General features: G+C 68.7%; 21 protein-coding genes and 1 pseudogene. 10 read left to right on the forward strand and 12 right to left on the reverse strand.

Going from position 1 to position 22,576, the window contains the following annotated elements; genetic code table 11:
* Positions 1-91: 91 nt before the first annotated feature.
* Complete coding sequence (locus BLR41_RS01280) at positions 92-583, forward strand: Lrp/AsnC family transcriptional regulator (protein WP_218119841.1); 492 nt, start codon at positions 92-94, stop codon at positions 581-583.
* A gap of 219 nt (positions 584-802) precedes the next feature.
* On the opposite strand, the gene greA is transcribed toward BLR41_RS01280, so the two are convergent.
* Both greA and BLR41_RS01290 read right to left on the reverse strand, forming a co-directional pair.
* The gene (gene greA / locus BLR41_RS01285) at positions 803-1,291 is read right to left on the reverse strand and encodes a transcription elongation factor GreA (RefSeq protein WP_176797752.1); all 489 of its coding nucleotides are present in this window, start codon (positions 1,289-1,291) and stop codon (positions 803-805) included.
* 177 nt (positions 1,292-1,468) lie between these two features.
* A complete protein-coding gene (locus BLR41_RS01290) occupies positions 1,469-1,936 on the reverse strand; it encodes a DUF4307 domain-containing protein (RefSeq protein ID WP_218119842.1) in 468 nt (155 codons plus the stop codon).
* Between the two features lie 181 nt (positions 1,937-2,117).
* Here BLR41_RS01290 and mca point away from each other — a divergent pair, with 181 nt between their 5' ends.
* Positions 2,118-2,999 carry a mycothiol conjugate amidase Mca gene (mca, locus tag BLR41_RS01295; protein WP_092625522.1) on the forward strand — a complete coding sequence of 294 codons (882 nt, stop codon included), beginning with the start codon at positions 2,118-2,120 and terminating at the stop codon, positions 2,997-2,999.
* Complete coding sequence (locus tag BLR41_RS22640; protein WP_176797753.1) at positions 2,996-3,559, forward strand: hypothetical protein; 564 nt, start codon at positions 2,996-2,998, stop codon at positions 3,557-3,559. Before mca ends, BLR41_RS22640 begins: the two co-directional genes overlap by 4 nt.
* Positions 3,560-3,650: 91 nt before the next feature.
* On the opposite strand, the gene BLR41_RS01305 is transcribed toward BLR41_RS22640, so the two are convergent.
* Positions 3,651-6,281: a polynucleotide kinase-phosphatase gene (locus BLR41_RS01305; RefSeq protein WP_092625524.1), complete on the reverse strand. Its 2,631-nt coding sequence runs from the start codon at positions 6,279-6,281 to the stop codon at positions 3,651-3,653.
* Complete coding sequence (locus tag BLR41_RS01310) at positions 6,278-7,675, reverse strand: 3' terminal RNA ribose 2'-O-methyltransferase Hen1 (RefSeq protein ID WP_218119843.1); 1,398 nt, start codon at positions 7,673-7,675, stop codon at positions 6,278-6,280. Before BLR41_RS01310 ends, BLR41_RS01305 begins: the two co-directional genes overlap by 4 nt.
* Positions 7,676-7,835: 160 nt before the next feature.
* Here BLR41_RS01310 and BLR41_RS22645 point away from each other — a divergent pair, with 160 nt between their 5' ends.
* Positions 7,836-8,885, forward strand: a complete 1,050-nt coding sequence (locus BLR41_RS22645; protein ID WP_176797754.1) for an endonuclease/exonuclease/phosphatase family protein — start codon at positions 7,836-7,838, stop codon at positions 8,883-8,885.
* Between the two features lie 183 nt (positions 8,886-9,068).
* Positions 9,069-11,114: a thioredoxin domain-containing protein gene (locus tag BLR41_RS01320; protein WP_092626015.1), complete on the forward strand. Its 2,046-nt coding sequence runs from the start codon at positions 9,069-9,071 to the stop codon at positions 11,112-11,114.
* Between the two features lie 91 nt (positions 11,115-11,205).
* On the opposite strand, the gene trhA is transcribed toward BLR41_RS01320, so the two are convergent.
* On the reverse strand, positions 11,206-11,892 hold the full coding sequence (gene trhA, locus BLR41_RS01325) for a PAQR family membrane homeostasis protein TrhA (protein WP_092625528.1): 687 nt from the start codon (positions 11,890-11,892) through the stop codon (positions 11,206-11,208).
* 175 nt (positions 11,893-12,067) lie between these two features.
* On the opposite strand from trhA, the gene BLR41_RS01330 reads away from it, so the two are divergent.
* Positions 12,068-12,844 carry an isoprenyl transferase gene (locus BLR41_RS01330; RefSeq protein WP_092625531.1) on the forward strand — a complete coding sequence of 259 codons (777 nt, stop codon included), beginning with the start codon at positions 12,068-12,070 and terminating at the stop codon, positions 12,842-12,844.
* A 270-nt stretch (positions 12,845-13,114) separates the two neighbouring features.
* On the opposite strand, the gene BLR41_RS01335 is transcribed toward BLR41_RS01330, so the two are convergent.
* Positions 13,115-13,375 carry a hypothetical protein gene (locus BLR41_RS01335; RefSeq protein WP_176797755.1) on the reverse strand — a complete coding sequence of 87 codons (261 nt, stop codon included), beginning with the start codon at positions 13,373-13,375 and terminating at the stop codon, positions 13,115-13,117.
* Between the two features lie 295 nt (positions 13,376-13,670).
* The gene (locus tag BLR41_RS01345) at positions 13,671-13,922 is read right to left on the reverse strand and encodes a hypothetical protein (protein WP_176797756.1); all 252 of its coding nucleotides are present in this window, start codon (positions 13,920-13,922) and stop codon (positions 13,671-13,673) included.
* 314 nt (positions 13,923-14,236) lie between these two features.
* On the opposite strand from BLR41_RS01345, the gene BLR41_RS01350 reads away from it, so the two are divergent.
* From BLR41_RS01350 to phoH2, 3 genes are all read left to right on the forward strand, one after another.
* A complete protein-coding gene (locus tag BLR41_RS01350; RefSeq protein ID WP_092625535.1) occupies positions 14,237-15,427 on the forward strand; it encodes a hypothetical protein in 1,191 nt (396 codons plus the stop codon).
* Between the two features lie 46 nt (positions 15,428-15,473).
* Positions 15,474-16,352, forward strand: coding sequence for a PfkB family carbohydrate kinase (locus BLR41_RS01355; protein ID WP_092625537.1), 879 nt, complete (start codon positions 15,474-15,476; stop codon positions 16,350-16,352).
* Between the two features lie 368 nt (positions 16,353-16,720).
* Positions 16,721-18,112, forward strand: coding sequence for an RNA 5'-3' helicase PhoH2 (gene phoH2 / locus BLR41_RS01360; RefSeq protein WP_092625539.1), 1,392 nt, complete (start codon positions 16,721-16,723; stop codon positions 18,110-18,112).
* A gap of 158 nt (positions 18,113-18,270) precedes the next feature.
* Here the strand turns inward: phoH2 and BLR41_RS01365 are convergent, their stop codons facing one another.
* The 3 genes from BLR41_RS01365 to BLR41_RS01375 form a co-directional block, all read right to left on the reverse strand.
* Positions 18,271-18,918 (reverse strand): hypothetical protein, encoded by a 648-nt coding sequence (locus BLR41_RS01365; protein ID WP_092625541.1) that lies wholly within the window; start codon positions 18,916-18,918, stop codon positions 18,271-18,273.
* A 177-nt stretch (positions 18,919-19,095) separates the two neighbouring features.
* On the reverse strand, positions 19,096-19,293 hold the full coding sequence (locus tag BLR41_RS01370; RefSeq protein WP_092625543.1) for a DUF397 domain-containing protein: 198 nt from the start codon (positions 19,291-19,293) through the stop codon (positions 19,096-19,098).
* Positions 19,293-20,162: a helix-turn-helix domain-containing protein gene (locus BLR41_RS01375; RefSeq protein ID WP_092625544.1), complete on the reverse strand. Its 870-nt coding sequence runs from the start codon at positions 20,160-20,162 to the stop codon at positions 19,293-19,295. The genes BLR41_RS01370 and BLR41_RS01375 overlap by 1 nt, the downstream gene beginning before the upstream one ends.
* 70 nt (positions 20,163-20,232) lie before the next feature.
* Between BLR41_RS01375 and BLR41_RS01380 the strand changes: the two genes are divergently transcribed.
* Positions 20,233-20,526 carry a hypothetical protein gene (locus BLR41_RS01380; RefSeq protein WP_143012967.1) on the forward strand — a complete coding sequence of 98 codons (294 nt, stop codon included), beginning with the start codon at positions 20,233-20,235 and terminating at the stop codon, positions 20,524-20,526.
* A gap of 293 nt (positions 20,527-20,819) precedes the next feature.
* Here the strand turns inward: BLR41_RS01380 and BLR41_RS01385 are convergent, their stop codons facing one another.
* Both BLR41_RS01385 and BLR41_RS23925 read right to left on the reverse strand, forming a co-directional pair.
* A complete protein-coding gene (locus tag BLR41_RS01385) occupies positions 20,820-22,112 on the reverse strand; it encodes an Nramp family divalent metal transporter (RefSeq protein ID WP_092625548.1) in 1,293 nt (430 codons plus the stop codon).
* Between the two features lie 228 nt (positions 22,113-22,340).
* Positions 22,341-22,424, reverse strand: a pseudogene (locus BLR41_RS23925) (enolase C-terminal domain-like protein); the annotation flags it as partial.
* Positions 22,425-22,576 lie beyond the last annotated feature (152 nt).

Consider the following 22,576-nt stretch of genomic DNA (forward strand, 5'->3'; position numbering starts at 1 on the left):
CTCCACGGTTGTACAACCTGCTCGATTCATGGTCGGTTGGGACCGGCTCGGTTGCCCATCCTGTATCACCCGGAAACGTTTGGAGCGTGTCTTGAGTACTACGAGCGGTGAGGAGCCCCTCGACGAGCTGGACGCGCGCCTGCTGCTGTTGCTCTCGGACGAGCCCCGGCTACCGGTGCTGGAATGCTCCCGCCGCCTGGGCGTGGCGCGTGGCACGGTGCAGGCCCGCATGGACCGGATGATCCACCACGGCATGCTGCGTGGTTTTCCGCCGGAACTGGATCTCGCCGCCGTGGGGTACGGACTGACCGCGTTCGCGGTGCTGGAGATCGCCCAGGGGCAGCGCGGCTCGGTGGCCGAGCAGCTCGCCGCGATAGACGAGGTCTGCGAAGTGCACGCCACCACGGGTCAGGGTGATCTGTTCGTGCGCATGGTTGCGCGCTCCAACGACGATCTGCAGCGCGTCATCGACCGGGTGGTGGCGGTCACCGGTGTGTTGCGTACTTCCACTTCCATCGCACTGTCCACACCGGTGCCTCCCCGCGTGCGCCCGCTGCTGGAGCGCCTGGCCGATTCCGAGTGACCGGGCCGGGGGCGTTGTTCGGGGGTGCCCCGCGACGCGGCAGGGCACCCTGCTCACGTTCCGACGTGGGTCCGAGTGAGCAAGCCGCTCCGCACTGTGTTCCGGGAGGGATTCGTGCCGGGGAAACCCGTGAAACGGGAGTGAACCACCCCTGCACAAGGGCGGTTGATGTACGTGGTGTAGCACGCAGGCGGTGGTGCACACCGCCGGGCGGGGTCCTCAGCCCTGGAACGGCTCCGCCTTGATCAGGGTCACCTGCATCTTGCCGCCGTTGGGCAGGTCGTATTCGCAGACGTCGCCCTCGGTGGCGTCCAGCAGGGCCTTGCCGAGCGGCGAGCTGGGGGAATAGACCTCCAGATCACCGTGGGCGCCTTCCTCACGGTTGGCGAGCAGGAACTTCTCCTCCTCGTTCTCGCCCTCGAACCGTACGGTCAGCACCGAGCCGGGACGCGCCACACCGGACTCGGTCGGCACATCCCCGACCTTGGCGTTGCGCAACAGCTCCTGCAGCTGGCGGATGCGTCCCTCCAGCTGTCCCTGCTCCTCGCGCGCGGCGTGGTATCCGCCGTTCTCCTTCAGGTCGCCCTCTTCGCGAGCTTCGTTGATCTTCGCAGCGATCGCCGGGCGCTCGGCCACGAGCTCGTCCAGCTCACCCTTGAGCCGGTCGTAAGCATCTTGGGTCAGCCAGGTCGCCTGGGTATCGCTCACGGTCACCACTCCTCGTCGACTGCGGTTCCGCGTTCCGCGGACCGGTAGCTTTCGCACTCCGAAGAGCTCGGAATGGAAAAACACGGCCCGTGCGGGGCCGTGCTGGTAGCGACAATAACACGAGTAAAGGGGTGTTGTGGGGTATTCAGCCGGTACCACCGGAGTGACGTGACGAGTTCACCCGGATGGCCGTGCACCTTCCCGGAGATACTTCGGCACATCGTAGGAACAACCGAAAACCTCACCGGTCACCGGCTGCTCCGAGGTCGTCAGTGTCGTCTCGACGTAGGTGGTCGTCGCACCCGGTGGGAGGTAGACCTCCTTGCGTCCCGCCTCCTTGCCCGAGATCCCACGGGAACGCACCACGCATTCCGCGGGCCGGGAGGGCTCGTCGCGGCGTACCTCCAGCGTGATGTGCACGGTGTTGTCGTCGCGGAGGTCGAACTGGGAGGCCTTGCCGTCGATGGGGGCGCTTCCGAAGTTCCGGTAGGCCGCGACCGCGAGCACAAGCCCGAGTGCCAGCACCAGCGCGCTTCCCAACCACACCGGCCATCGCCGGTCGCGTCCGGAACCGCGCCTGCCGTATCTGCCCTCGGGCACCCCGTGGCCCGTGCCGGGCGAACCCGGCTCGGATGAACTCGTCACGGCCTCAGCCTCTCGACCTCTCCGGTGATTCGTCCCCCTCGGCAGGGGGCTGCCGCCGGTCGACATCGACGTTCGGGAACAATGGAAAGCGACCTGCGGTTGAGTATCCCTGGGGCGTACCGCCCGGAGTTCGCGGGGGCGGTACAGGTGTCGACAGCCAGACGGGAAGGGAATACCGGACATGGCGGAGAAACTTCGCCTGATGACTGTGCACGCTCACCCGGACGACGAGTCCAGCAAGGGGGCGGCCAGCACGGCTCGTTACGTGGCGGAAGGCCACGACGTGATGGTTGTCACCTGCACCGGAGGTGAAGCGGGCAGCATCCTGAACCCGGCGATGGACAAGCCGGGAGTGGTCGAGAACATGCCGGAGATCCGGCGTCGTGAGATGGCCGAGGCAGCGGAGATCCTCGGTGTGCACCACCGGTGGATGGGCTTCGTCGACTCCGGGCTTCCCGAGGGCGATCCGCCGCCGCCGTTGCCGGACGGGTGTTTCGCCAACCAGCCGTTGGAGCTGCCCACCGAGGAGCTGGTCCGGATCGTGCGCGAGTTCCGGCCGCACGTGCTGGTGACCTACGACGAGAACGGTGGCTATCCGCACCCGGACCACGTGAAGTGCCACGAGGTCTCGATGGCCGCCTTCGACGCGGCCGGTGATCCCGACCGGTTCCCGGACGCGGGTGAGCCCTGGCAGCCGCTCAAGTTGTACTACGGGCACGGTTTCTCCAGGCGTCGAATGCAGCTGTTCCACGATTCGCTGCTGGAACGCGGACTGGAGTCGCCCTACGGGGAGTGGCTGCGGAAGTGGGACGCCTCACGTCAGGATCCCTACGAGCGGGTGACCACTCAGGTCGAGTGTGCGGACTACTTCGAGGTCCGGGACGACGCGCTGCGTGCCCACGCCACGCAGATCGACCCGAACAGCAGGTGGTTCGCGGTCCCGCTGGACATCCAGCGTTCGGTCTGGCCCACCGAGGAGTACGAACTGGTGCGCTCGTTGGTGGACACGACGTTGCCGGAAGACGATCTGTTCACCGGGGTGCAGGAGCGAGTGCACGCATGACGGTGCTCGGTTACGCGGCGGAGCTCGCGACGGAGCGGCAGCCCCTGCTCATGGTGGTGGCGCAGGACTCGGGTCCGGGAGTGCAGGACGAGGGGTTCGGCAAGTCCACCCCGCTCGCGCTGTTCCTGATCCTGGTGCTGCTGATCGCGGTCGTCTTCCTGGCCCGATCCATGACCAAGCAGCTCGGCAAGGTTTCCACCCGGTTCGACGAGCAACGGGCCGCGGCGGCGGCTCCGAAACGCGTCAAACGTGCCGAGGCCGCCCGCCTCGCCAGGCAGCAGGAAGCCGTGGGTACGGCCGGGACCGCCGACGATGCCGCCGAGCGAACCGAGGGGGCCGCCGAGCGAACCGAGGGGGCCGCCGAGCGAACCGAGGGGGCCGCCGAGCGAACCGAGGGGGCCGACTCGTCCGCCGGTTCCGAGGGCCGGGGACGAGCTCCCGGCCCGGGGGTGTCCGCCTCCGAGGTTCCCGGTGGCGAGCACTCCGAGGACAACGCCGCGACGGACGACGCCACGGGAGACGGTTCCGCGGAACCTCGCGAGCGGGATCGTACGGACTGAGCGGAACTCTCCGCCGGGGCGAGCTCGCGGGGGAGCCCCGGTCACATCCGCGCGGAGCGGCCCGCTGCCGGTCCGTTCCGCGCGGAGTGGGTCACAGCCGGGGGTCCACCGGGTCCGATTCGAGCGCCAGCACGGCGGAGACGCACTCGTGCAGCCGCCACAGCGGTTCACCCCCGGCGAGGCGGTCGAGCGCCTCGAGCCCCAGGCCGTGTTCCCGCAGCGCGAGCGAGCGCTTCCTGCCCAGGGAGCGCTTCCGCAGCCGCTCCAGATTGTGCGGCTCGGTGTACTCCGGCCCGTAGACCAGCCGCAGGTACTCCCTGCCCCGCACCTTCACCCCGGGCTGGATCAGGCCGTTCCGGCCGCGCAGCGCCGCCGTGCGCGGTTTGACGACCATGCCCTCCCCGCCCTCGGCGGTCAGTTCCTCCCACCACTCGGTGGCAGCGGTCACCGATCCGGCGTCGTCGATGTCGACCGTGCGTCGCCTGGTCGTGCGGAACACCCCCGGATCCGCCGCGGCGAGTCGGTCGGCCGTTGCCAGGTGCCACTCCTGCTCGGTCTCGCTGTACGCCCGTCCTTCGCTCGCCAGGAGACGAAACGGGGCGAGCCGTACCCCCTCGGTTCCGTCGACCGGGTGACAGTACGAGCGGTATGCGGTGCGGAAGCGCTCGACATCGGTGTACCTGGTCTCGAACCGGGCTCGCAACGCGGCGACGTCGACGCCGCGCCGCTCCGCCTCGCGCAGACCTCGCAGCGTGCTCCGCAACGTGCTCTCGGCGGCCGTGGCCGTGCCCGCGTACCGCTCGTCGATCAGCCCCGCGGCCTTGGCGTTCCAGGGCAGTAACTCCGTGTCCAGCAGTAACCAGTCGGTGTCGAGTTCCTCCCACAGGCCGGTCCGGCCCACGGCGGCGTGGATTCGCGCGAGCAGCGCGGCCGAGGTCGCCTCGTCGAAGAACGCCCGACCGGTACGGGTGTGGATCGTCCCCGGTGTGCCCGAGGGGCGGGGGTCGACCCCGAACCTTTCCCGCGCGGTCCGGTCGTCGCGGCACAGCAGCACCACGGCACGCGACCCCATGTGCTTCTCCTGGCACACCAGTTCCCGCACACCCTGGTGCTGATACTCGGCGAAGGCCCGCTCCGGGTGCTCCAGCAGTTCACCCTCGGTCACCGTGGAGCAGGGCGGCATCGTCGGCGGAAGATACAACAGCAGCCGGGGGTCGATGGCGAACCTGCTCAGCACCTCCAGGGCGGCGGCGGACTGCTCGGCCCCGATCGTCACCCGACCGTGGTGGCCGGTGTGCACCACGCGGCGCCCGGACACGTCCCCCAGGTCGAGCGTTCCCGGTTCGCGTCGCGGGGTCCGCTCGGCGGGATCGTGCCGCTCGTTCCCGTCCCGCGCGGCCGAGTCGCCCACCCGCATCGGGCGTACCGGTTCGCTGTACGTCCGCTCCGCCGGTACCGACACCGTCTGCCGCTCCGGGTAGCGCAACGCCGTGAGTTCCCCGCCGAACACGCACCCCGTGTCCAGGCACATCGTGTTGTTGACCCACTCGGCCTCGGCCACCGGGGTGTGCCCGTAGAGCACCGTCGCGCTACCCCGGTAGTCCTTTGCCCAGGGATAGCGCACCGGCAGTCCCCACTCGTCGGTCTCGCCGGTGGTGTCGCCGTACATCGCGAACGCGCGCACCCGGCCGGAGGCCCTGCCTTGGTAGCGTTCCGGCAGCCCAGCGTGGGCCACGACCAGGTTCCCGCCGTCCAGCACGTAGTGGGCGGTCAGCCCGTCGCAGAAGTCGCGGGCACGTCGTCGGAAGTCCGCACCCAGCCCGTCGAGCTGATCCAGCGTCTCCCGCAGCGACTCCGAGATCCGCACCTTGCGGCCGTCGAGGGCCTTGACCAGCTTGTGCTCGTGGTTGCCGATGATCACCAGTGCGTTGCCCGACTCGGCCATGCCCATGACCAGCCGGAGCGTGCCCGCGCTGTCCGGCCCTCGGTCCACCAGGTCACCCAGCAGTATCGCGCGTCTGCCCGCCGGGTGTTCGGCGTCTACCGCGTTCCCGTCGGCATCGTGCCGCAGCCGGTAGCCGAGCTCGCGCAGCAGTGCTTCCAGCTCCACCCGACAGCCGTGCACGTCGCCGATCACGTCGAACGGGCCGGTGTCGGCACGGCGGTTGTTGAACAGCCTGGTCCACCGTGGTTCCGCCGAGTCCACTTCGGATTCGGAGCGGAGCACGTGCACCCGCCGGAACCCTTCCCGCCGCAACCCCCGCAGCGAGTGGCGCAGGTCCTTGCGCTGCCGCCGAACCACACCCGGATCCGGGGCATCCGGGCGCTCGGCGTTGCGCCGCAGGCAGAGGCTCTCGGGCATGTCGAGCACCACGGCGACCGGCAGCACGTCGTGTTCCCTGGCGAGCCGGATCAGCGACTGCCTGGCGTGGTTGTGCACGTTCGTGGCGTCCACGACGGTCACCCGGCCCGCCGCCAGCCGCTTGCCCGCGATGTGGTGCAGCACCTCGAAGGCGTCGGCCGTCGCGTCCTGGTCGGTGGGGTCGTCGGCCACCATCGCCCGGCAGTGATCGCTCGACAGCACCTGGGTGTGCGCGAAGTGCCTGGCGGCGAAGGTGGACTTGCCGGAGCCGGAAGCACCGACCAGCACGATCAGCGCGAGCTCGGGCAGCTCCAGTTCGGTCCCCGTCGGATCCGTGTTCGCGTCCTCGGTCTCGGTCATGATGTCGTGTCCCTGTCGGAGAGGTCGTTTCGGGTGAACACGGCCAGCTGGGTGGGCTGTCCGAGCCGCTGATCCGCTTCGCCGATACCGCTCGACGTGGCGGCGTAGCCGTGGGTGCTCGCCACCCGCCGCGTCCACTCCGCGAACTCGGCACGGTCGAACTCGAACCGGTGATCGGGGTGGCGCATCCCACCTGCCAGGTCCGGGTAGTGCGAGTTGTACGCCGAGTTCGGGGTGGTCAGCACCACCCGGGCCGGGCGCGCGTGCCCGAACACCGCGTGTTCCAGCGCGGGCAGCCGTTCCGGGTCGACGTGTTCGACCACTTCCATGAGCACGGCCGCGTCGTAGCCCGCCAACCCGGAGTCGGTGTAGGTCAGCGCGGACTGTCGAAGTCGGATCCGGCGGTTCTCGCGTTCCGAACGCCGCTCCAACCGCAGGGTGCGCTCGGCGGCCCGCAACGCACGGGTGGAGACGTCCACCCCCAGGATCTCGCCGAACTCCGTGTCGTCGAGCAGGTCCCGCAGCAGCTCGCCGTCGCCGCAGCCCAGATCGACCACCGAGCGGGCCCCGGTGGTGCGCAGCACTTCCAGCACGGCGGCCCGGCGCTGCGCCGCCAGCGGGCGCGTCTCGGTGGTCTCGTCGTCGTGGTCGGTGCCCTCGTCGCAGGTGAGCCGCCGCAGCGCCTCGTCCACCAGCGGTCGCGCGTGCACCAGGTAGCGCCCGCTGATCAGCTCCCGCTCGGGGTGACTCGCCAGCCAGGCCCCGCCCGCGCGCAGCAGCTTGTCGATCTCGTCCTGGCCGACCCAGTAGTGCTTGGCGTCGTCGAGTACCGGCAGCAGCACGTAGAGCTGGTTCAACGCCTCGGAGACGGTGTGCTCGCCACGCAGTGCCAGCCGCCCGTACCGGGTCTCGCCCCGGTCGGGGTCGTGCAGCACCTCGTGCTCGACCTCCCAGCCCAGCGGTTCGAACAGGCGGCGCGGCAGTTCCCGCTCCCGGCCGTGCGGCACCGCGGGCAGTTCGATCCGCAGCGGCACCGCCCTGGTGACCAGTTCGGGCCGCGCTTCGCAGCGGGCCGCCAGCGCGGTCCGGAACACCTTGCCCAGCGCCACCGCCAGCAGCGAGGAGGCCACGTAGGGGCGGTCGTTGACGTAGGGGCCCAGCGCCCACGAACCGCCCTGGCGGGCCTGGCGCGCCAGCTCCACCGGATCGGTCTCCAGCAGCAGCGCCACGGTGCAGTCGTGCTCGTCGGCACGCGGGTAGTACACGTGCGCCCTGCCCGCCGTCACGTCGAAGGACTGCGCCCCTTCGGGGTGCTTGTGCAGCAGGAATCCCAGATCGCTGGCCGGTCGCTCCCCCATGGTGGTGCTCAACGTCAACAACACGGGCACCAGCATGCCTCGCGGCACGTTCCGCACGCAGCCGTTTCGCTACCAGCCGGCCCGTGGTGCCCCGTCCGCCAGGTGCTCCGTCGGACTCCGGAACGAAGCTGAACGAGGGACGTCGCTTCCCGGATCTCGGTATCCGTCTCGAGGACCGAGCTCTACGATGGGCTCGTTGAAGATCGAAAACCTTTCCGGTTCCGCTTCCGGCGACCGAGCCGGAGCGTGGAAACGGCGACTGCGAACGGCGCTCTACCTGTGCGTGCTCGCCGGGGTGGCTTCGTTGCTGTGGGCGGGCAGCCTCGGGGCCGACCTCTTCGCCCCGTGGGCACAGCTGTCGGCGTTGCGACCCCAGTTGAACGTGCTGGTCCTGCTGTTCGCCGTGGTGCCGCTGTGGCGGCGGCGCTTCGTGATCTCGGCGCTGACGCTGGTCACCGCGCTGGTTTCCACGATCGGGATGCTGCCCCCGACCTGGGGGGCGAGCGGTTCGGTCTCCTCCGGTTCCGGCTCGGTCGGGATAGCCGTCTTCAACGTTTCCGCCGACGGTGCGGACCTGGCCGAGATCGCCCGGGAGATCCGGCGCGCCGATCTGGAGGTGGTCTCGCTGCCGGAAGCTTCCAGGGGTTATGCCGGAAAACTGGTCGACAGGCTCGCCCGCACCGGGGACGAGTACGTGTACGAGACACACGCCCCCCTGGTTGGCGACGTCGAGCACCCGACGCGCAGGCGGACCGGCCCTTATCCCACCTCGCTGCTGGTGAAACCGGAGCTGCGGCCGGAGTTCGGTACCGAAAAAGTCGCGGGCTCGCTGGGCACCATCGACGCGAAGATCAGGGGCTCGGCGGTGACCTGGCACGTGGCCGCCGTGCACCCACCGCCGCCACTTCCGGGAGGGACCTCGGGCTGGTGGGCCAGCCACAGCCTGCTCGAGGAGTACTGCGATTTCGAGCGGCCGTTCGTGCTCGCGGGGGACTTCAACTCCACGCTGAACCAGGGGCCGATGCGGCGACTGACCTCCAACGGATGCACGGACGTCGGCCGCGCCGCGGGTACCGGGTTGAGCACGACCTGGCCGTCCTCGTTGCCGGAGTTCCTCGGGATCACGATCGACCACGTGCTCGTCGGCGGCAGCGAGGTCGGCGCCGCCGACTACCGGACGGTCGACATCAGCGGCACCGACCACAGGGGAGTGATCACCGAAGTGGCCCTGCCGCGACTGAACTGATCCAACTCCGGTCACCCGTTCGGCCGGTCCCGGGCGGCGTCCCGCCCTCGCCGCTCAGGAGCCGTCCCGCTCCGGCGGAACACCGACCGCGTGGGCGGGAACCGGCCCCGCGCGAGTTCCGTCAGGGGCTTCTCGCGGCGGGGCTACTCGGTGTCGGGACCGTCGGCGTGGGACGCTGCGGGTATGGCACAGCGGCTAGCCCGGGCGACGAGTCCGTACCTGCTCCAGCACGCCGACAACCCGGTCGACTGGTGGCCCTGGTGCACCGAGGCGTTCGAGGAGGCACGGCGGCGCGACGTGCCGGTGCTGCTGTCGATCGGCTACGCGGCCTGCCACTGGTGCCACGTGATGGCCCACGAGTCGTTCGAGGACCCCGACACGGCCGGGATCATGAACGAGGAGTTCGTCAACATCAAGGTCGACCGGGAGGAACGCCCGGACATCGACGCGGTCTACATCCAGGCCACGCAGGCCATGACCGGCCAGGCGGGTTGGCCGCTGACCTGCTTCCTGACCCCGGACGGCGAGCCGTTCCACTGCGGCACCTACTATCCGGCCGCGCCGATGCGGGGCATGCCGTCCTTCCGGCAGCTGCTCGACGCGGTGATCAGCGCGTGGCAGGAACGCGCCGACGAGGTGCGGCAGAGCGCGAGCAAGATCGTCGAGCAGCTGGCGAGCCAGCGCGCGGCGCTGCCGGAGTCCGCCGTGGACGACGAGGCGCTGGAAGCCGCCGTGACCGAGCTGGCCGAGGAGTTCGACGCCGATAACGGCGGCTTCGGCAACGCCCCCAAGTTCCCGCCGTCGATGGTGCTGGAGTTCCTGCTGCGCCACCACGAACGCGTGGGCGACACCGGTACCGGCGCGCGGGCGTGGCAGCTCGCCGAGAGCGTGGCCGTGGCGATGGCGCGCGGCGGTATCAACGACCAGCTGGCGGGTGGGTTCGCCCGCTACAGCGTGGACGCGTCCTGGATCGTGCCGCACTTCGAGAAGATGCTCTACGACAACGCGCTGCTCCTGCGGGCCTACACCCACCTGGCGCGGCGGCACGCCGCCGGGGTGCCCGGCACCGAGCCCGAACTGCTCCGGCGGGTCGCGGGGGAGACGGCGGAGTTCCTGGTGCGCGATCTCGGCACCCCGGAGGGCGGTTTCGCGGCCTCGCTGGACGCCGACACCGAGCAGGGCGAGGGGATCACCTACGTGTGGAGCCCGGAGCAGCTGCGCCAGGCGCTCGGCGAGGGCGACGGCACGTGGGCCGCGGAGATCTTCGGGGTGACCTCGGAGGGCACCTTCGAGCACGGCACCTCCACGCTGCGCCTGCTCCACGATCCGGACGACCCCGAGCGGTGGCGGGACGTGCGGGAACGGCTGCTGCGGGAACGCGCGGGACGCCCGCAGCCCGCCAGGGACGACAAGGTGGTCACCGCCTGGAACGGGCTCGCGATCACCGCGCTGACCGAGGCCGCCACCGCGCTGGACCGCCCCGACTGGCTCCACGCGGCGGAGACGGCCGCGCGGCTGCTGCTGGACACCCAGCTGCGCGACGGCAGGCTGCTGCGCACCTCCCGCGCCGGTGTGCCTGGCACCGCCGAGGGCGTGCTGGAGGACTACGGCTGCCTCGCCGAGGGATTGCTGAGCCTGCACCAGGCCACCGGTTCGGCGCACTGGCTGGACACGGCGTGCGAGCTGCTGGACACCGCGCTGCGGCTGTTCGCCGACACCGAGAACCCTGGGGCGTTCCACGACACCGCCTCGGACGCGGAAGCTCTGGTCAACCGCCCTTCGGACCCCACGGACAACTCGAGCCCCTCCGGTGCGTCCTCGCTGGCCTCGGCACTGGTGACGGCGGGGGCGCTCGCGGGTTCCGAGCGTTCCGGGCGCTACCGGGAGGCGGCCGAGCAGGCACTGAACCGGGCGGGGTTGCTCGCGCGGCGTGCTCCGAGGTTCGCGGGGCACTGGCTGGCCGCCGCCGAGGCGAGTAGGCACGGGCCGCTGCAGATCGCCGTGGCAGGTCCCGCTGACGGTGGTCGGGAAGAGCTGATCGCGCTCGCCCGTCGTCACTCGCCGGGCGGCGCGGTGGCCGTGGCGGGTGAGCCCGAGGACGCCGAGGTTCCACTGCTGGCCGACCGGGGACTGCTGGAGGGGGCGGCGGCTGCCTACGTCTGCAGGGGCTACGTCTGCGACCGGCCGGTCGGCACGGCCGAGGAGCTGCTGGCGACGCTGCGCGGCTGATCGCGCACCCTCGTGTCGAACCTCCCGGGGCGGGAACCCCGGGAGGTGCCGCCCACCGATCTCCCGGACGAAGCCGCGCGGAAAACCCCGGTCAGGAGTACAGCGCCAGCCAGATGGCGATGTGGTGGCAGAGCGCGGCGGCCGAGACCGCCGCGTGGAAGAACTCGTGGTACCCGAACACCCTTGGCCACGGGTCGGGGCGGCGCAGCGCGTAGCAGATCGCACCGCCGGTGTAGAGCACGCCACCGACCAGCAGCAGCACCAGCGCCGCGGCCCCGGCGTTGGCCAGCAGGTCGGGCAGTACGAAGACCGCGACCCAGCCGAGGGCGATGTAGACGGGCACCCCGACCCAGCGCGGGCCGTTCGGCCAGGCCAGCTTGAGCACCACGCCGCCGAGTGCGCCACCCCACACCACCGCCAGTACCACCGTCGCCGTGCTCGGCCGCATCGCCATCATGGCCAGCGGTGTGTAGGTGCCCGCGATGAACAGGAAGATCATGGAGTGGTCGAGGCGGCGCATCGTGGTCCGCGCGCCTTCCGTGCGCCACGTTTTGCGGTGGTACAGCGCGCTTATGCCGAACAGGCCCAGCACGGTGGCGACGTAGACGGAGGTTCCCAGCGCGGCCCGTGCGGACACCGTGGTGCCTGCCAGCGCGATCAGCGCGACGCCCGAGGCCAGTGCCCCGAGCGTTGACCACAGGTGGATCCAGCCCCGCAGCTTGGGTTTGACCGGCTGAGCGGCCGAGGGCTCACGCGTGTTGCGGCTCGCAGTTGGCACGTTCCGAGCCTACGGGAAGGCGGGCGTCCCGCTCCGCTCGACATGATGTCGTTCACCCGCCCGGTGGCGGAACGAGTCACGGATCACCCGCCTCGGTGAGCCGCGTGCGGAGCGCGCGTGTCGATCCTGCGGTCGCTTACCGTGCTCGTCGAGCCTCCGAGTAGTCTCGTGGAACGTGGCGCTGAGACTTCGGCTACGAGAGCTTGTCTACGATCTCTACGAACGGCGGTTGCGCCGTCAGCTGGAGGGGGCACAACGCCCCAGACATGTCGGTGTGATTCTGGACGGCAACCGCCGCTGGGCGAAGGAAGCCGGGCTCGACGCCGACTACGGGCATCGTGCCGGGGCACGCAAGATCTCGGACTTTCTCGGCTGGTGCCGGGAGAACCAGGTGGAAGTGGTCACGCTGTGGCTGCTGTCCACCGACAACCTCCGGCGCGCCAGCAGTGAGGTCGACTCGCTGCTGGAGATCATCGCCGGGGTCGTGGAGGAGATCACCCAGCCCGGCACGCCGTGGCGGGTGCGCATCGTGGGGGCGATGGACCTGCTGCCCACCGAGATCGCGGCCAGGATCTCGGCCGCCGCGTTGCGGACTGAGAACCGAAGCGGGATGCAGGTCAACGTGGCGGTCGGCTACGGCGGAAGGCAGGAGATCGCCGACGCCGTGCGCAAGATGCTGCAGCGGCACGCCGAGGCGGGAACCACCATCGAGGAGCTCGCCGAGGTGCTCGACGTCGATCACATCGCCGAACACCTCTACACCTCCGGGCAACCGGACCCGGAGCTGTTGATTCGCACCTCGGGTGAGCAGCGACTGTCCGGTTTCATGCTCTGGCAGTCGGCGCACTCGGAGTTCTGGTTCTGCGAGACCTACTGGCCCGCCTTCCGACGAGTGGACTTCCTCCGCGCACTGCGAAATTTCGCGGCTCGACATCGCAGGTTCGGGAACTGAGGCGTTCGAGCCCGGGTGTTCGAACCCGCTGTCGGATCGAATCCGCTGTCGGATCGAATCCGCTGTCGGAATCCGCGGTGGTGCCGAGAAGCGCTGGGTCCCGGAAGTGTCGCGGTACCGCGAAGTCCTGCGGCGCCGGTGAAGTGCTGCGGCGCCGGTGAAGTGCTGCGGCGCCGACAAGAACCCGGCACCAGAAGCGGGGCCGGACCGCGATGTCCGACCCCGCTCGTTTCACCCCGGTGATTCGGGACGAATCCGTTCAGCCCGTGCTCAGCTGCCGTTGGTGACCGAGGTGGGGTGGTCCACGACCGGCGCGTTGACGCACTGCGAGGGCTGCGAGTGCAGCAGGTTGACAACCGCGCCGGCCACGGCGACGTTGTTGCCGCACAGCTGGACCGGCAGCACGCTCAGGTTGTTGTCGTTGAGCACGTTGATGCCGTCGTTGTCCTTGGTGTCGGCGCTGGCCATGGGAGCCATGGCCATCATGCCCGCGGCGGCGATACCAACGGCGGCGGCGGTCTTCTTCAGCATGGGGGACTTCTCCTTCGATTTACACGTCGATTCCGACGATCCCCGCCGACTCGTACTTCGAGCGGCGGAGGAGATTTTCTCGTGAGGTGGCTCGGAACGAGCCCAGCGGAGTGGAAATCGCCCGGCGGTGCGGGAATCGGGTGCCGAATCGGGTCGCGCGGTCGCGCGGAGGAAACGCACCGGTCTCGTTCCGAGTTCTCCGGGGGTCGTTCGGTTCGCCGCTGAATCCGGAGTGGACGGCGTATACGTCAGCGCCGTCCACTCCGGCTCTTCCGGTTCCTGATGGGATCCGGGCTCAGCTGATCGCCTTGGGGTGGTCCACGACCGGCGCGTTGACGCACTCGGAGGACTGCGAGGTCAGCACGTTGGCGACAACGCCGAGCACGGCGACGTTGTTGCCGCAGGCCTGGACCGGGACGGCGCTGATGTTGTTGTCGTTGAGCACGTTGATGCCGTCGTTGTCCTTGGAGTCGGCGCTGGCCATCGGGGCCATCGCGACCATCCCGGCGGCGGCGATACCCACGGTGGCTGCGGTCTTCTTCAGCATTTTCTCGCTCCCTGTCGGTACGGGTGATTCGTGAAACGCGGTTCGCACGACGGAACCCCAGAAAATTCCGCCGTGGGCGCGCACACGAAAGAAACCTATCGAGTGCATGATCGAGAGGAAAGCTCGATAACACTATCGTGTAAATATCTAATTTGATTTCTAAAGGTATCTTTCGGGTGACACACGAAAGGTGACATCGGTGCTCGAAGTGATCGACCGGGACTTTCCACTCGGGAGTGATCCGTAGCCGGAGCTTTCCGGGAGCGACGACGCGAACGCGGCACGAAAGCCGCGAATTCCGCTATCCTGCCGACATGCCCGAAGCGCCGGTCGCCGAGTACCTCGTCCTCGGCCTGCGACTCGGGAGGCTGTCCCGCGGTTTCGTGCAGAGCTACACCGGCGATCAGGCGCTGCGTGGGCAGGTGGACCGCGAACCCGCACCGCTTCCCGGCGTGCTCGCCTCCCAGGCACGGGCACTGCGTCGAACCGTCCGGCAGGCCGCGCTGGATGCCGACCGCGAGGACTTCCTGCTCGGGCAACTCGCCGCGCTGGACTGCGCCGCCCGCGGGCTCACCGGTGCTCCAGTCTCGTTCGCGGGCAAGCTGCGCCGCTGTTTCCAGCTCGAGGCGGACCGCACCGACCCCGAGCGCTACGCCGCGGTCCACGCCGAACTCGCCCACTGGCTGCCTCGGGGCGCTACCCTCCTCGAACGGATGGCGAATTTCCGCGAACGCGAACGCATCCCGACCAAAGCGCTGCCCGACTGCGTGCGTGCCCTTTCCGAGGTCCTTCGTGCCCTGACTCGCGAGGCGTTCCGGCTACCCGCGCACGAGCGGGTGACTTACCGGTTCCGCCACGAGCCGTCCTTCGGCGGGCTGCAGCACTACCTGGGCGATGGCCGCTCCGTCGTCACCGTCAGCACCGCCGTGCCGCACCGGCTCAGCGACCTCCCCCGGCTGCTGGCGCACGAGAGCTACCCCGGCCACCACACCCAGCACTGCCGCGGCACGCTTCCCGAGCACGAGATCTCGCTCGCCCCCACCCCGCAGTGCGCGCTCTCGGAGGGACTGGCCGAACGGGCGCTGGACGTGCTGCTCGGCCCCGCCTGGAGTGTCCGGGTTTGTGAGGTGCTCCACGGGATCCTGCCGCTGCCCGCGGCGGAGGACCTCGAACGGATGGACGCCGCGCGGCGCGTGCTCGCGGGAGTCCGACGGGACGCCGCGCTGATGCTGCACGAGCACGGCACCGACCCCCACCGGGTGCGCGAGTACCTGCGGCGCTGGTTGCTGCTGGACGACTCGCGGGCCCGGGTGCTGCTGGAACGCCTCTCCGACCCCTCCGCCGCCGCGTACGCCGCCGTCTGCCCGAGCGCGTACGAGCTGACCGGCGGCTGGTTGGACGCCGAAGGCCCCGATTGCCGCCGCGCCCGCTACGCACGGCTGTTGGACCGGCCGCTGCCGCCGCACACCCTGCGGTCCGAGCTCTCCGGCATCATCGCGGCTTGACCACTCCCCGGCGCGAACGCCGGAGTTTCCGCCGATTGGAGGACCGATGAGCCGACGCGCCGTGCTGTGTGCCGGAATGGTGACGCTGGACCTGCTGCAACGGGTGGCCGAGTTCCCCGGGCCGAACGAGAAGACCACCGCCGAGCGGGCCGAGCTGAGCGCGGGCGGGCCTGCCACCGGGGCAGCCGTGACCGCCGCCGCGCTCGGTTCCGGGGTGAGCCTGCTGACGGCGCTGGGGAGCCATCCGATGGCCGGTGTCGTGGCGGACGAGCTCGCCGAGTACGGAGTCGAACTGCTCGACGTCACTCCCGACAGCGGGACGCCGCCGGTGGTCTCCGCCGTGACCGTGCACAGCACGACCGGCAGTCGCAGCGTGGTCTCGCGTCCCCCGCCGGATGCCGCTCCGGAACCGGGAGCACTGCTGCGGGACCTGCCCGACGCGGTGCTCGTGGACGGGCACCGTCCGGTGCTCGCCCGAGCCGCCGTGCGGCACGCCGAACGAGCAGGTGCTCCCGTGGTGCTCGACGGCGGCAGCTGGAAACCCGTGCTCGCCGAGATCCTGCCCCGAGTGGACCTCGCGGTCTGTTCCGCCGACTTCCGGGCGCCCGGTACCACTGAGCTCGAGGAGCAGCCCGCCGCCCTGTTCGAACGTGGTGCGGGGGCCGTGGCGGTCACCCGTGGCCCCCGGGACGTGCTCTGGTGGTCGCCGGACGGCGCGAGCGGCAGCGTTCCGGTACCTGCTGTCGAGGCGGTGGACACGCTCGGCGCGGGCGATGTGTTCCACGGTGCGGTGGTCCACGCCGTAGCCGGTGGCGCCCCGCTTTCCCACCTGCCGGACACGCTGGCGTTCGCGGCCGGGGTCGCCGCCGACCGGGTGCGTCATCCGGGGCACCGGGAGTGGTTGAGCGGCGTCTCCCGTCGCTGACTCGATGGCGGCGGTGCGAACCACGGGATCGATTCCGTGCGGCGTGCGGGATGCGAAACCACCCACTACCCACTGTCGGGTGATGGGTTCACCGTAGGGGCCGTGCGGGTGTGCACACTGTGGCTTTTGGGTGACGATTCGTTTAATCACCTGTGTGGCTGCCTGCCAACGTCCGATCACACGGGTAGCGTCCCCGGTGACGGGTCGTGCAGCTGCGGCCCGTCCGGGGAGGCCCTTCACCCGTGTCGAAGGTCGGATCGGGCTCCACCGGGTGGCTGCCCACGGCCCGACTCCGACGGGGGGTGCGGGGCGGCCCGGCCCGCCGACGAACGGGCACGATCGCTCGTGCCCGTTAGGGAGTAGCCGTGATGACACGACGTTCCCAGCAAGCGGAGCCCCTGTCCGGTTCCGAAAGCGTGAATTCCTCAGCTCCCGCACCGCGTCCGTCGGACGCGTCCGAGGGAAGGGGAGCGCGTAGCTACGTCCTGGACACTTCTGTGCTGTTGTCGGACCCCTGGGCTTTCACCAGGTTCGCCGAGCACAGTGTCGTCCTGCCACTGGTCGTGATCAGCGAGTTGGAAGGCAAGCGCCACCACCCCGAACTGGGCTGGTTCGCACGCGAGGCACTGCGTGGCCTCGACGATCTGCGACTGCGACACGGCAAGCTGGACGAGCCGGTTCCGGTCGGTGAGTCGGGTGGTCGACTGCACGTCGAGTTGAACCACTCCGATCCCGAAGTGCTGCCTCCGGGGTTTCGCAACGAGTCCAACGACGCCCGCATCCTGGCGTGCGCGCTGAACCTGGCCGGTGACGGTCACCTGGTGACCCTGATCAGCAAGGACATGCCGCTGCGGGTCAAGGCCGCCGCCGTGGCGCTCGACGCGGACGAGTACCGGGCGCAGGACGTGATCTCCACCGGCTGGTCCGGCATGGCCGATCTGGACGTGCCGCCCAACGAGGTGGACACGCTGTTCAAGTCCGGCTCGGTGGAGTTGGCGGAAGCCGCCGAACTACCGGTCAACACCGGGTTGCGGCTGCTCGCGGGAACGAAGAACGCGCTGGGTCGGGTGACCCCGGACAAGACGGTGCGGCTGGTGCGCGGTGAGCGCGAGGCGTTCGGGCTGCACGGTCGCTCCGCCGAACAGCGGATAGCCCTGGACCTGTTACTGGACCCCGAGGTCGGCATCGTCTCGTTGGGCGGCCGGGCCGGAACCGGCAAGTCCGCGTTGGCGCTGTGCGCCGGGCTGGAATCCGTCATGGAGCAGAACAGGCACCGCAAGGTGATGGTGTTCCGGCCGCTCTACGCGGTGGGCGGCCAGCAGCTCGGCTACCTGCCCGGCAGCGAGGACGACAAGATGCAGCCCTGGGGCCAGGCGGTCTACGACACGCTGGGCGCGCTCGCGGGGCAGAACGTCATCGACGAGGTCATCGACCGGGAGATGCTCGAGGTGCTGCCGCTGACCCACATCAGGGGGCGCTCGCTGCACGACTCCTTCGTGATCGTCGACGAGGCGCAGTCGCTGGAGCGCAACGTGCTGCTGACGGTGCTGTCGCGGCTGGGTGCCAATTCGCGGGTGGTGCTCACCCACGACGTGGCGCAGCGCGACAACCTGCGGGTCGGCAGGCACGACGGCGTCGCGGCCGTGATCGAGAAGCTCAAGGGGCACCCGCTGTTCGCGCACGTCACACTGACCCGCTCCGAGCGGTCCCCGGTGGCCGCCCTGGTCACCGAGATGCTGGAGGGTGAGTTCATGAGCTGACGCTCCGCTCCGGGGCCGAGTTCTCGGATACCGCGTGGCTGGGCGCGATTTCGCGAGAAATCGCGCCCAGCCACCCCCGCAGCCCGGAAAATCCGAGTACCGATGGTGGCCCGGGGCCGGTTGACGGTTCGACGGCCGTAGCGGTGGGGAAACGCGGCTCAGTAGTAGGCGCAGCTGCCGTACAGCGGTTCGGTCGGCGCGGGTGAGGGCTGCTGCTCCGGAGCGCCGCAGCCGGTCCGCACGAACTTCCCCTCGAACTCCAGGTAGGTCTCCCAGTACCTCGGTGCGTCCGCGTAGTTCGGGTCGTAGGTGCTCTGCCGCAGCGCCACGTCCGGTCGTCCGTTGCCGTCCAGTTGACGGAGCGTCGCGCCCGGGGCCCCGCCCCGCACGCTGTCGGTCTCCTCGATACCGCGATCGGCGGTGAGTAGTGCCGACAACGCGCCCGTGCTGTGCGCACCGGTGTAGTAGGTCACCGCGCACCGCTGCGCGTCGCCGTCCCAACCGCACTCGGCGTCCTGCACGCCCCTGTCGGGCAGCTCCCGGCTGTCGTGCAGCTCGTCCCCGATGTAGTAGGCGAGCACGCTGCGACCACCGGGAGCCGAGTCGTCCCGCCAACCCGTGAAGCGCACGTCGTAGGGCAGCGACAGGTCGAAGACCTTTTCACAGTCCGTCTCACAGCCGGGCGGCGGCTGCTGTCGTGCCGGTTCCGCCGCGCTCGTGGCGGGGAGTACCGCCCCGGAAGCGGCCGCGGCCAGTGCCGCCGCGCCGATCCCGGCAGTGGCCGCTCGGGTTCGTCGAGTACGCAATCTGGACCTCCTCGGTTCCGCCGCGTTGCCGCGCACGACGGGAACGCGATGCGGAAAGCGCCGTGATGGTTACCCTTCGTCGCCGGTTGTACTACAGCCGGAACCACGGGGGCACACCCGGCGCGCGAGCAGGCCAGCCGATCGTGCTAACTCCGTCCCGGTGGACTCGGCGTGGTTTCACCAGCGGCGGTCCTCGGCGGGTTCGGTCGTGGTGTGGAGGAAGGCGCGCCAGGCGTGGTGAGTGAAGGTGTGGACGGGGCCGTCGGGGTTCTTGGAGTCGCGGACGCCCACGGCGGTGTCGGTGAGTCGTACCTCCACGCAGTTGTCGCTGGCTCCGGAACTGCGACTGCTCTTGATCCAGCCGGTGTCGTACATCAGAAGAACTCCTCAAGAGTGCGTTCCATGAAATCTCGCGATTCCTCGTGATCGAGCGCGAGTTCGTGTATTCGGTCGAACAATAGGTAGAACACGTTCGTGTCCTCGATGCCGTCGAGGTAGACCGAAGGGCCGTAAAGTACCGATGAGAAGGCTACCGGCGTGCCTTGCTCACCGAAACCGAACAGCGTGAACCCGCCGCCGCAAGCCGGATTCCACGGAGTGCCCGCAGGTAGTACTGCTACGGAGAGGTTTTCGTACTCGTCCAGTAGTGACATTATCTGCTTCAGCTGCTCGGTCAACAGGGCCGGAGTGGCTTTCAGGTCCGTGATCGCGTGTTCCGAAAGCACGACGCGGACACTTCCGGGTTTCTCACTGTGCAGCGCCCTCGACTGGCGGTGTATCCGGTAGTCGATGCGCTGCTCCACTTCCTCCGGTGTGAAGTCGTTGAGGATGCCCTGCCATGATTCGATGACCGAACGGATGTAGGAAGGCGACTGCAGTAGTCCGGGGACGATGCTCGGTTCGAACGCTTTGATCTCGATCGCGTTGCTTTCCAGATCGGCGAACCGCTGGTAGGCATCGGGCAGCGTGTCCACGTACGCTCTGCGTTTCTGGCGTTTTCGGGCCGAGCCCGCCAGCGCTTGTACCGTTTCCCGTTCCTGAGGCTCTACCGAGCAGAGATCGAGTAGGCTGTCGAGACTGTCCGGTGGCAGGGTTCCCTCGCCGTCCTCGATCTGGACCAACCGCGAGCGCGCCTTGCCGATCTCCTGCGCAGCGGCGTGCTGTGATTTGCCTGCTTGTTCCCGGAGTCGACGCAGGGTGAGCCCCAGTTGCCGCCGCTCGAACGTCTGACGGGCACGGCCCATGCGCTTCCTCTCGTAACTCACCCGATCAGATGGCTGTCAAAGACTGACGGTCAGTCTTATCTTGGTTGTGGTGGCCACCATTCCTGTCAGCTCGATCAACCATCGTATCGACCGGCAAGGAGCTTGGATCATCAGTCTTTACCGGCGCACCGGGGTATCGGTGGAGTCCTACGTGGAGATGGCCCGTGGGGTGGCGGTCCGCTGTGAGGTGGACCGGCTAAACGAGCAGGCCAGCCTCGCGTTCGGTTCCTCGGAGAGTTTCGTGCTCAGTCTGGATCGCGACGCACTCGAACAGCTGGTGTCGCTGGGCAGTCGCGCCATCGTCGAGCTCGACGTCGAGGGCGAGCCGTTGACAGTCATGTGAGCGCGTGGGTCGTCCTCGGTGTTTTCGACAGGTGGCGTCGGTCCCCCGAACGGAACCGAGCACACTGCCTCGGTGTGCTCGGGGCGGAACGAACCTCGCGACTCAAAGGGGCGAGTATGCGTCGTGAGGCCTACACGGCACTGCTGAACCTCGCCGGTTGAGCGCGGGGATGTTGATGCACGTGAGGCGGTACTCGGCGAGCCTGCCGGGCACCGCCTCCTCCTGAAACGTAACCAGCGGAAAATCGGGTTGAGCCGGGCACCGGCAAGGATCACCGAGACCCGGCTGCGGTACTAGAACCAGCCCATGACCGCTTTGATGCTCACCCAGATCGCCAGGGCGGTGGTCAGGACCAGCACGGTGTTCTCCCCGATGTTCGCCTTGTGCTCGCCCAGGTGGCTCGATTTGTTCACGAGAATCATGAGGCCGATCGCCGTGATCGGCACGACTACGGCCTGCATCCCGGTGACGAAGATCGCCATCTCGACGAACCCGGGCATTCCGGGAATGGACCAGATGATGGGCGAGATCAGAATGAACAGGCTGAACCACTTGAACCACGGGTCGTCGTCGAACTTCCGTCCGAACTTCCCCCGGCGCTCCGGCCTGATTATGTGCAAACAGTCGATGATGATTTTGGGGAAACCGTTCGCATACCCGATCACGCTGCTGTAGAGGATTCCGAACGCTCCGAGGTAGAAGACGACGGCGCCGAACGTGCCCAGGTGCAGCGACAGGGCCTTGGAGATGTCCTCCAGGCTGTTGACCTCGATGTTGTTCGGGCTGAGGATCTCGGCGCCGACGACCCAGACCGTCAGGTTGATCACGATGGCGGCGCAGATGCCGAACAGGATGTCGTTGCGCTGGATCTTCTTGTGGCGCACGCCCTTCCAACCCTTCTCCTGCACGAAGTAGGGGTACAGGAAGTTGGCCATCGATCCCGCCACCGCTCCGATCAGCGAGAGGGCGACGGCGAAGACCCCGAAGGCGCCGGTATCGCTCGGGATGCCGAATCCCACCGTGCCCTTGACGATCCCACCCACATCGGGAACCGAGTAGATCGCCAGCCCCAGGAAGGCGGTCGTCATCAACACCAGGAGGAGTTTGAGGAGCTTCTCGATGGTGTTGTAGACATTACGCCCGATGACGAACAGGCTGAGCAGCACCACTGCGCACGACCACAAGAACGGATGGCCGATACTGAATATCCAAGCGAGGGCCTCGCCCGCCCCGGTGATCATGTAGGCATTGAAGAAGTGACCACTGACGAGGATGGCGATTCCGATGAACCACGGGTAGTACTTGGAGACATCGTTGTAGCCCTCGACTATCGTCTGCCCCTTCAGGTTCAGAATCTGATACCTGCCCATGAGGTTCACGATGACGAACCGAACGATCAGGGAAAGGGCGAGCAGCCACATGAGGTTGTACCCGTAGCTCGAGCCCGACACGGAGGCGGTGACGAGGTCACCGGCTCCCATCATGCTCAGGACGGCCACGATTCCCGGCCCGAAATTCCGGATTCGGCCCAGGAATGATCTACCCGGGGTGTCCACGGCCGTCTTGTTGCCTTCTTCTTGTTCCATCAGCAAAAACCTCGGTAATTCGTGGAATCGTCACTACTCGGTCCTGAAGGTTTGCGATACTTTCGGAGATCTCCACCGCCGTGGGTGGGATCGAGGGTGCGGCAGCCGCGGCCACCCCGGGGTTAGAAAGCTACCCGTTCCGAGCGAGCCGTCGCTCCGGTAGGCATCAGCGCCTCCTGCGCGGTGTGGGAGGACCCGGCGGAAAGTGCTTTTCGACCGCCGGGCCGACGCGGTGATCCCATCCGGTGCGGCGCCCGCGACGTGGATGAACATCGCAAGCGACACGTCGAAGTGGTTGTTGGAGTGCGCGCCTCAGCTCAACTCCCGCTCGTGGCGCAGCCGTTTCCACTCGCCGGGTTCGTCGGGTTCTCCGGGTTCTCCGGGGGGCACGGTAGTCCGGAGCGGTCCGCTCGCGGTTACCGAGGAAGAACAGGTGGCCCAGCACGCCCGAGCGCCGTGTTCGC

The organism is Actinopolyspora mzabensis, from assembly GCF_900101095.1.
Classification (GTDB): Bacteria; Actinomycetota; Actinomycetes; order Mycobacteriales; family Pseudonocardiaceae; genus Actinopolyspora; species Actinopolyspora mzabensis.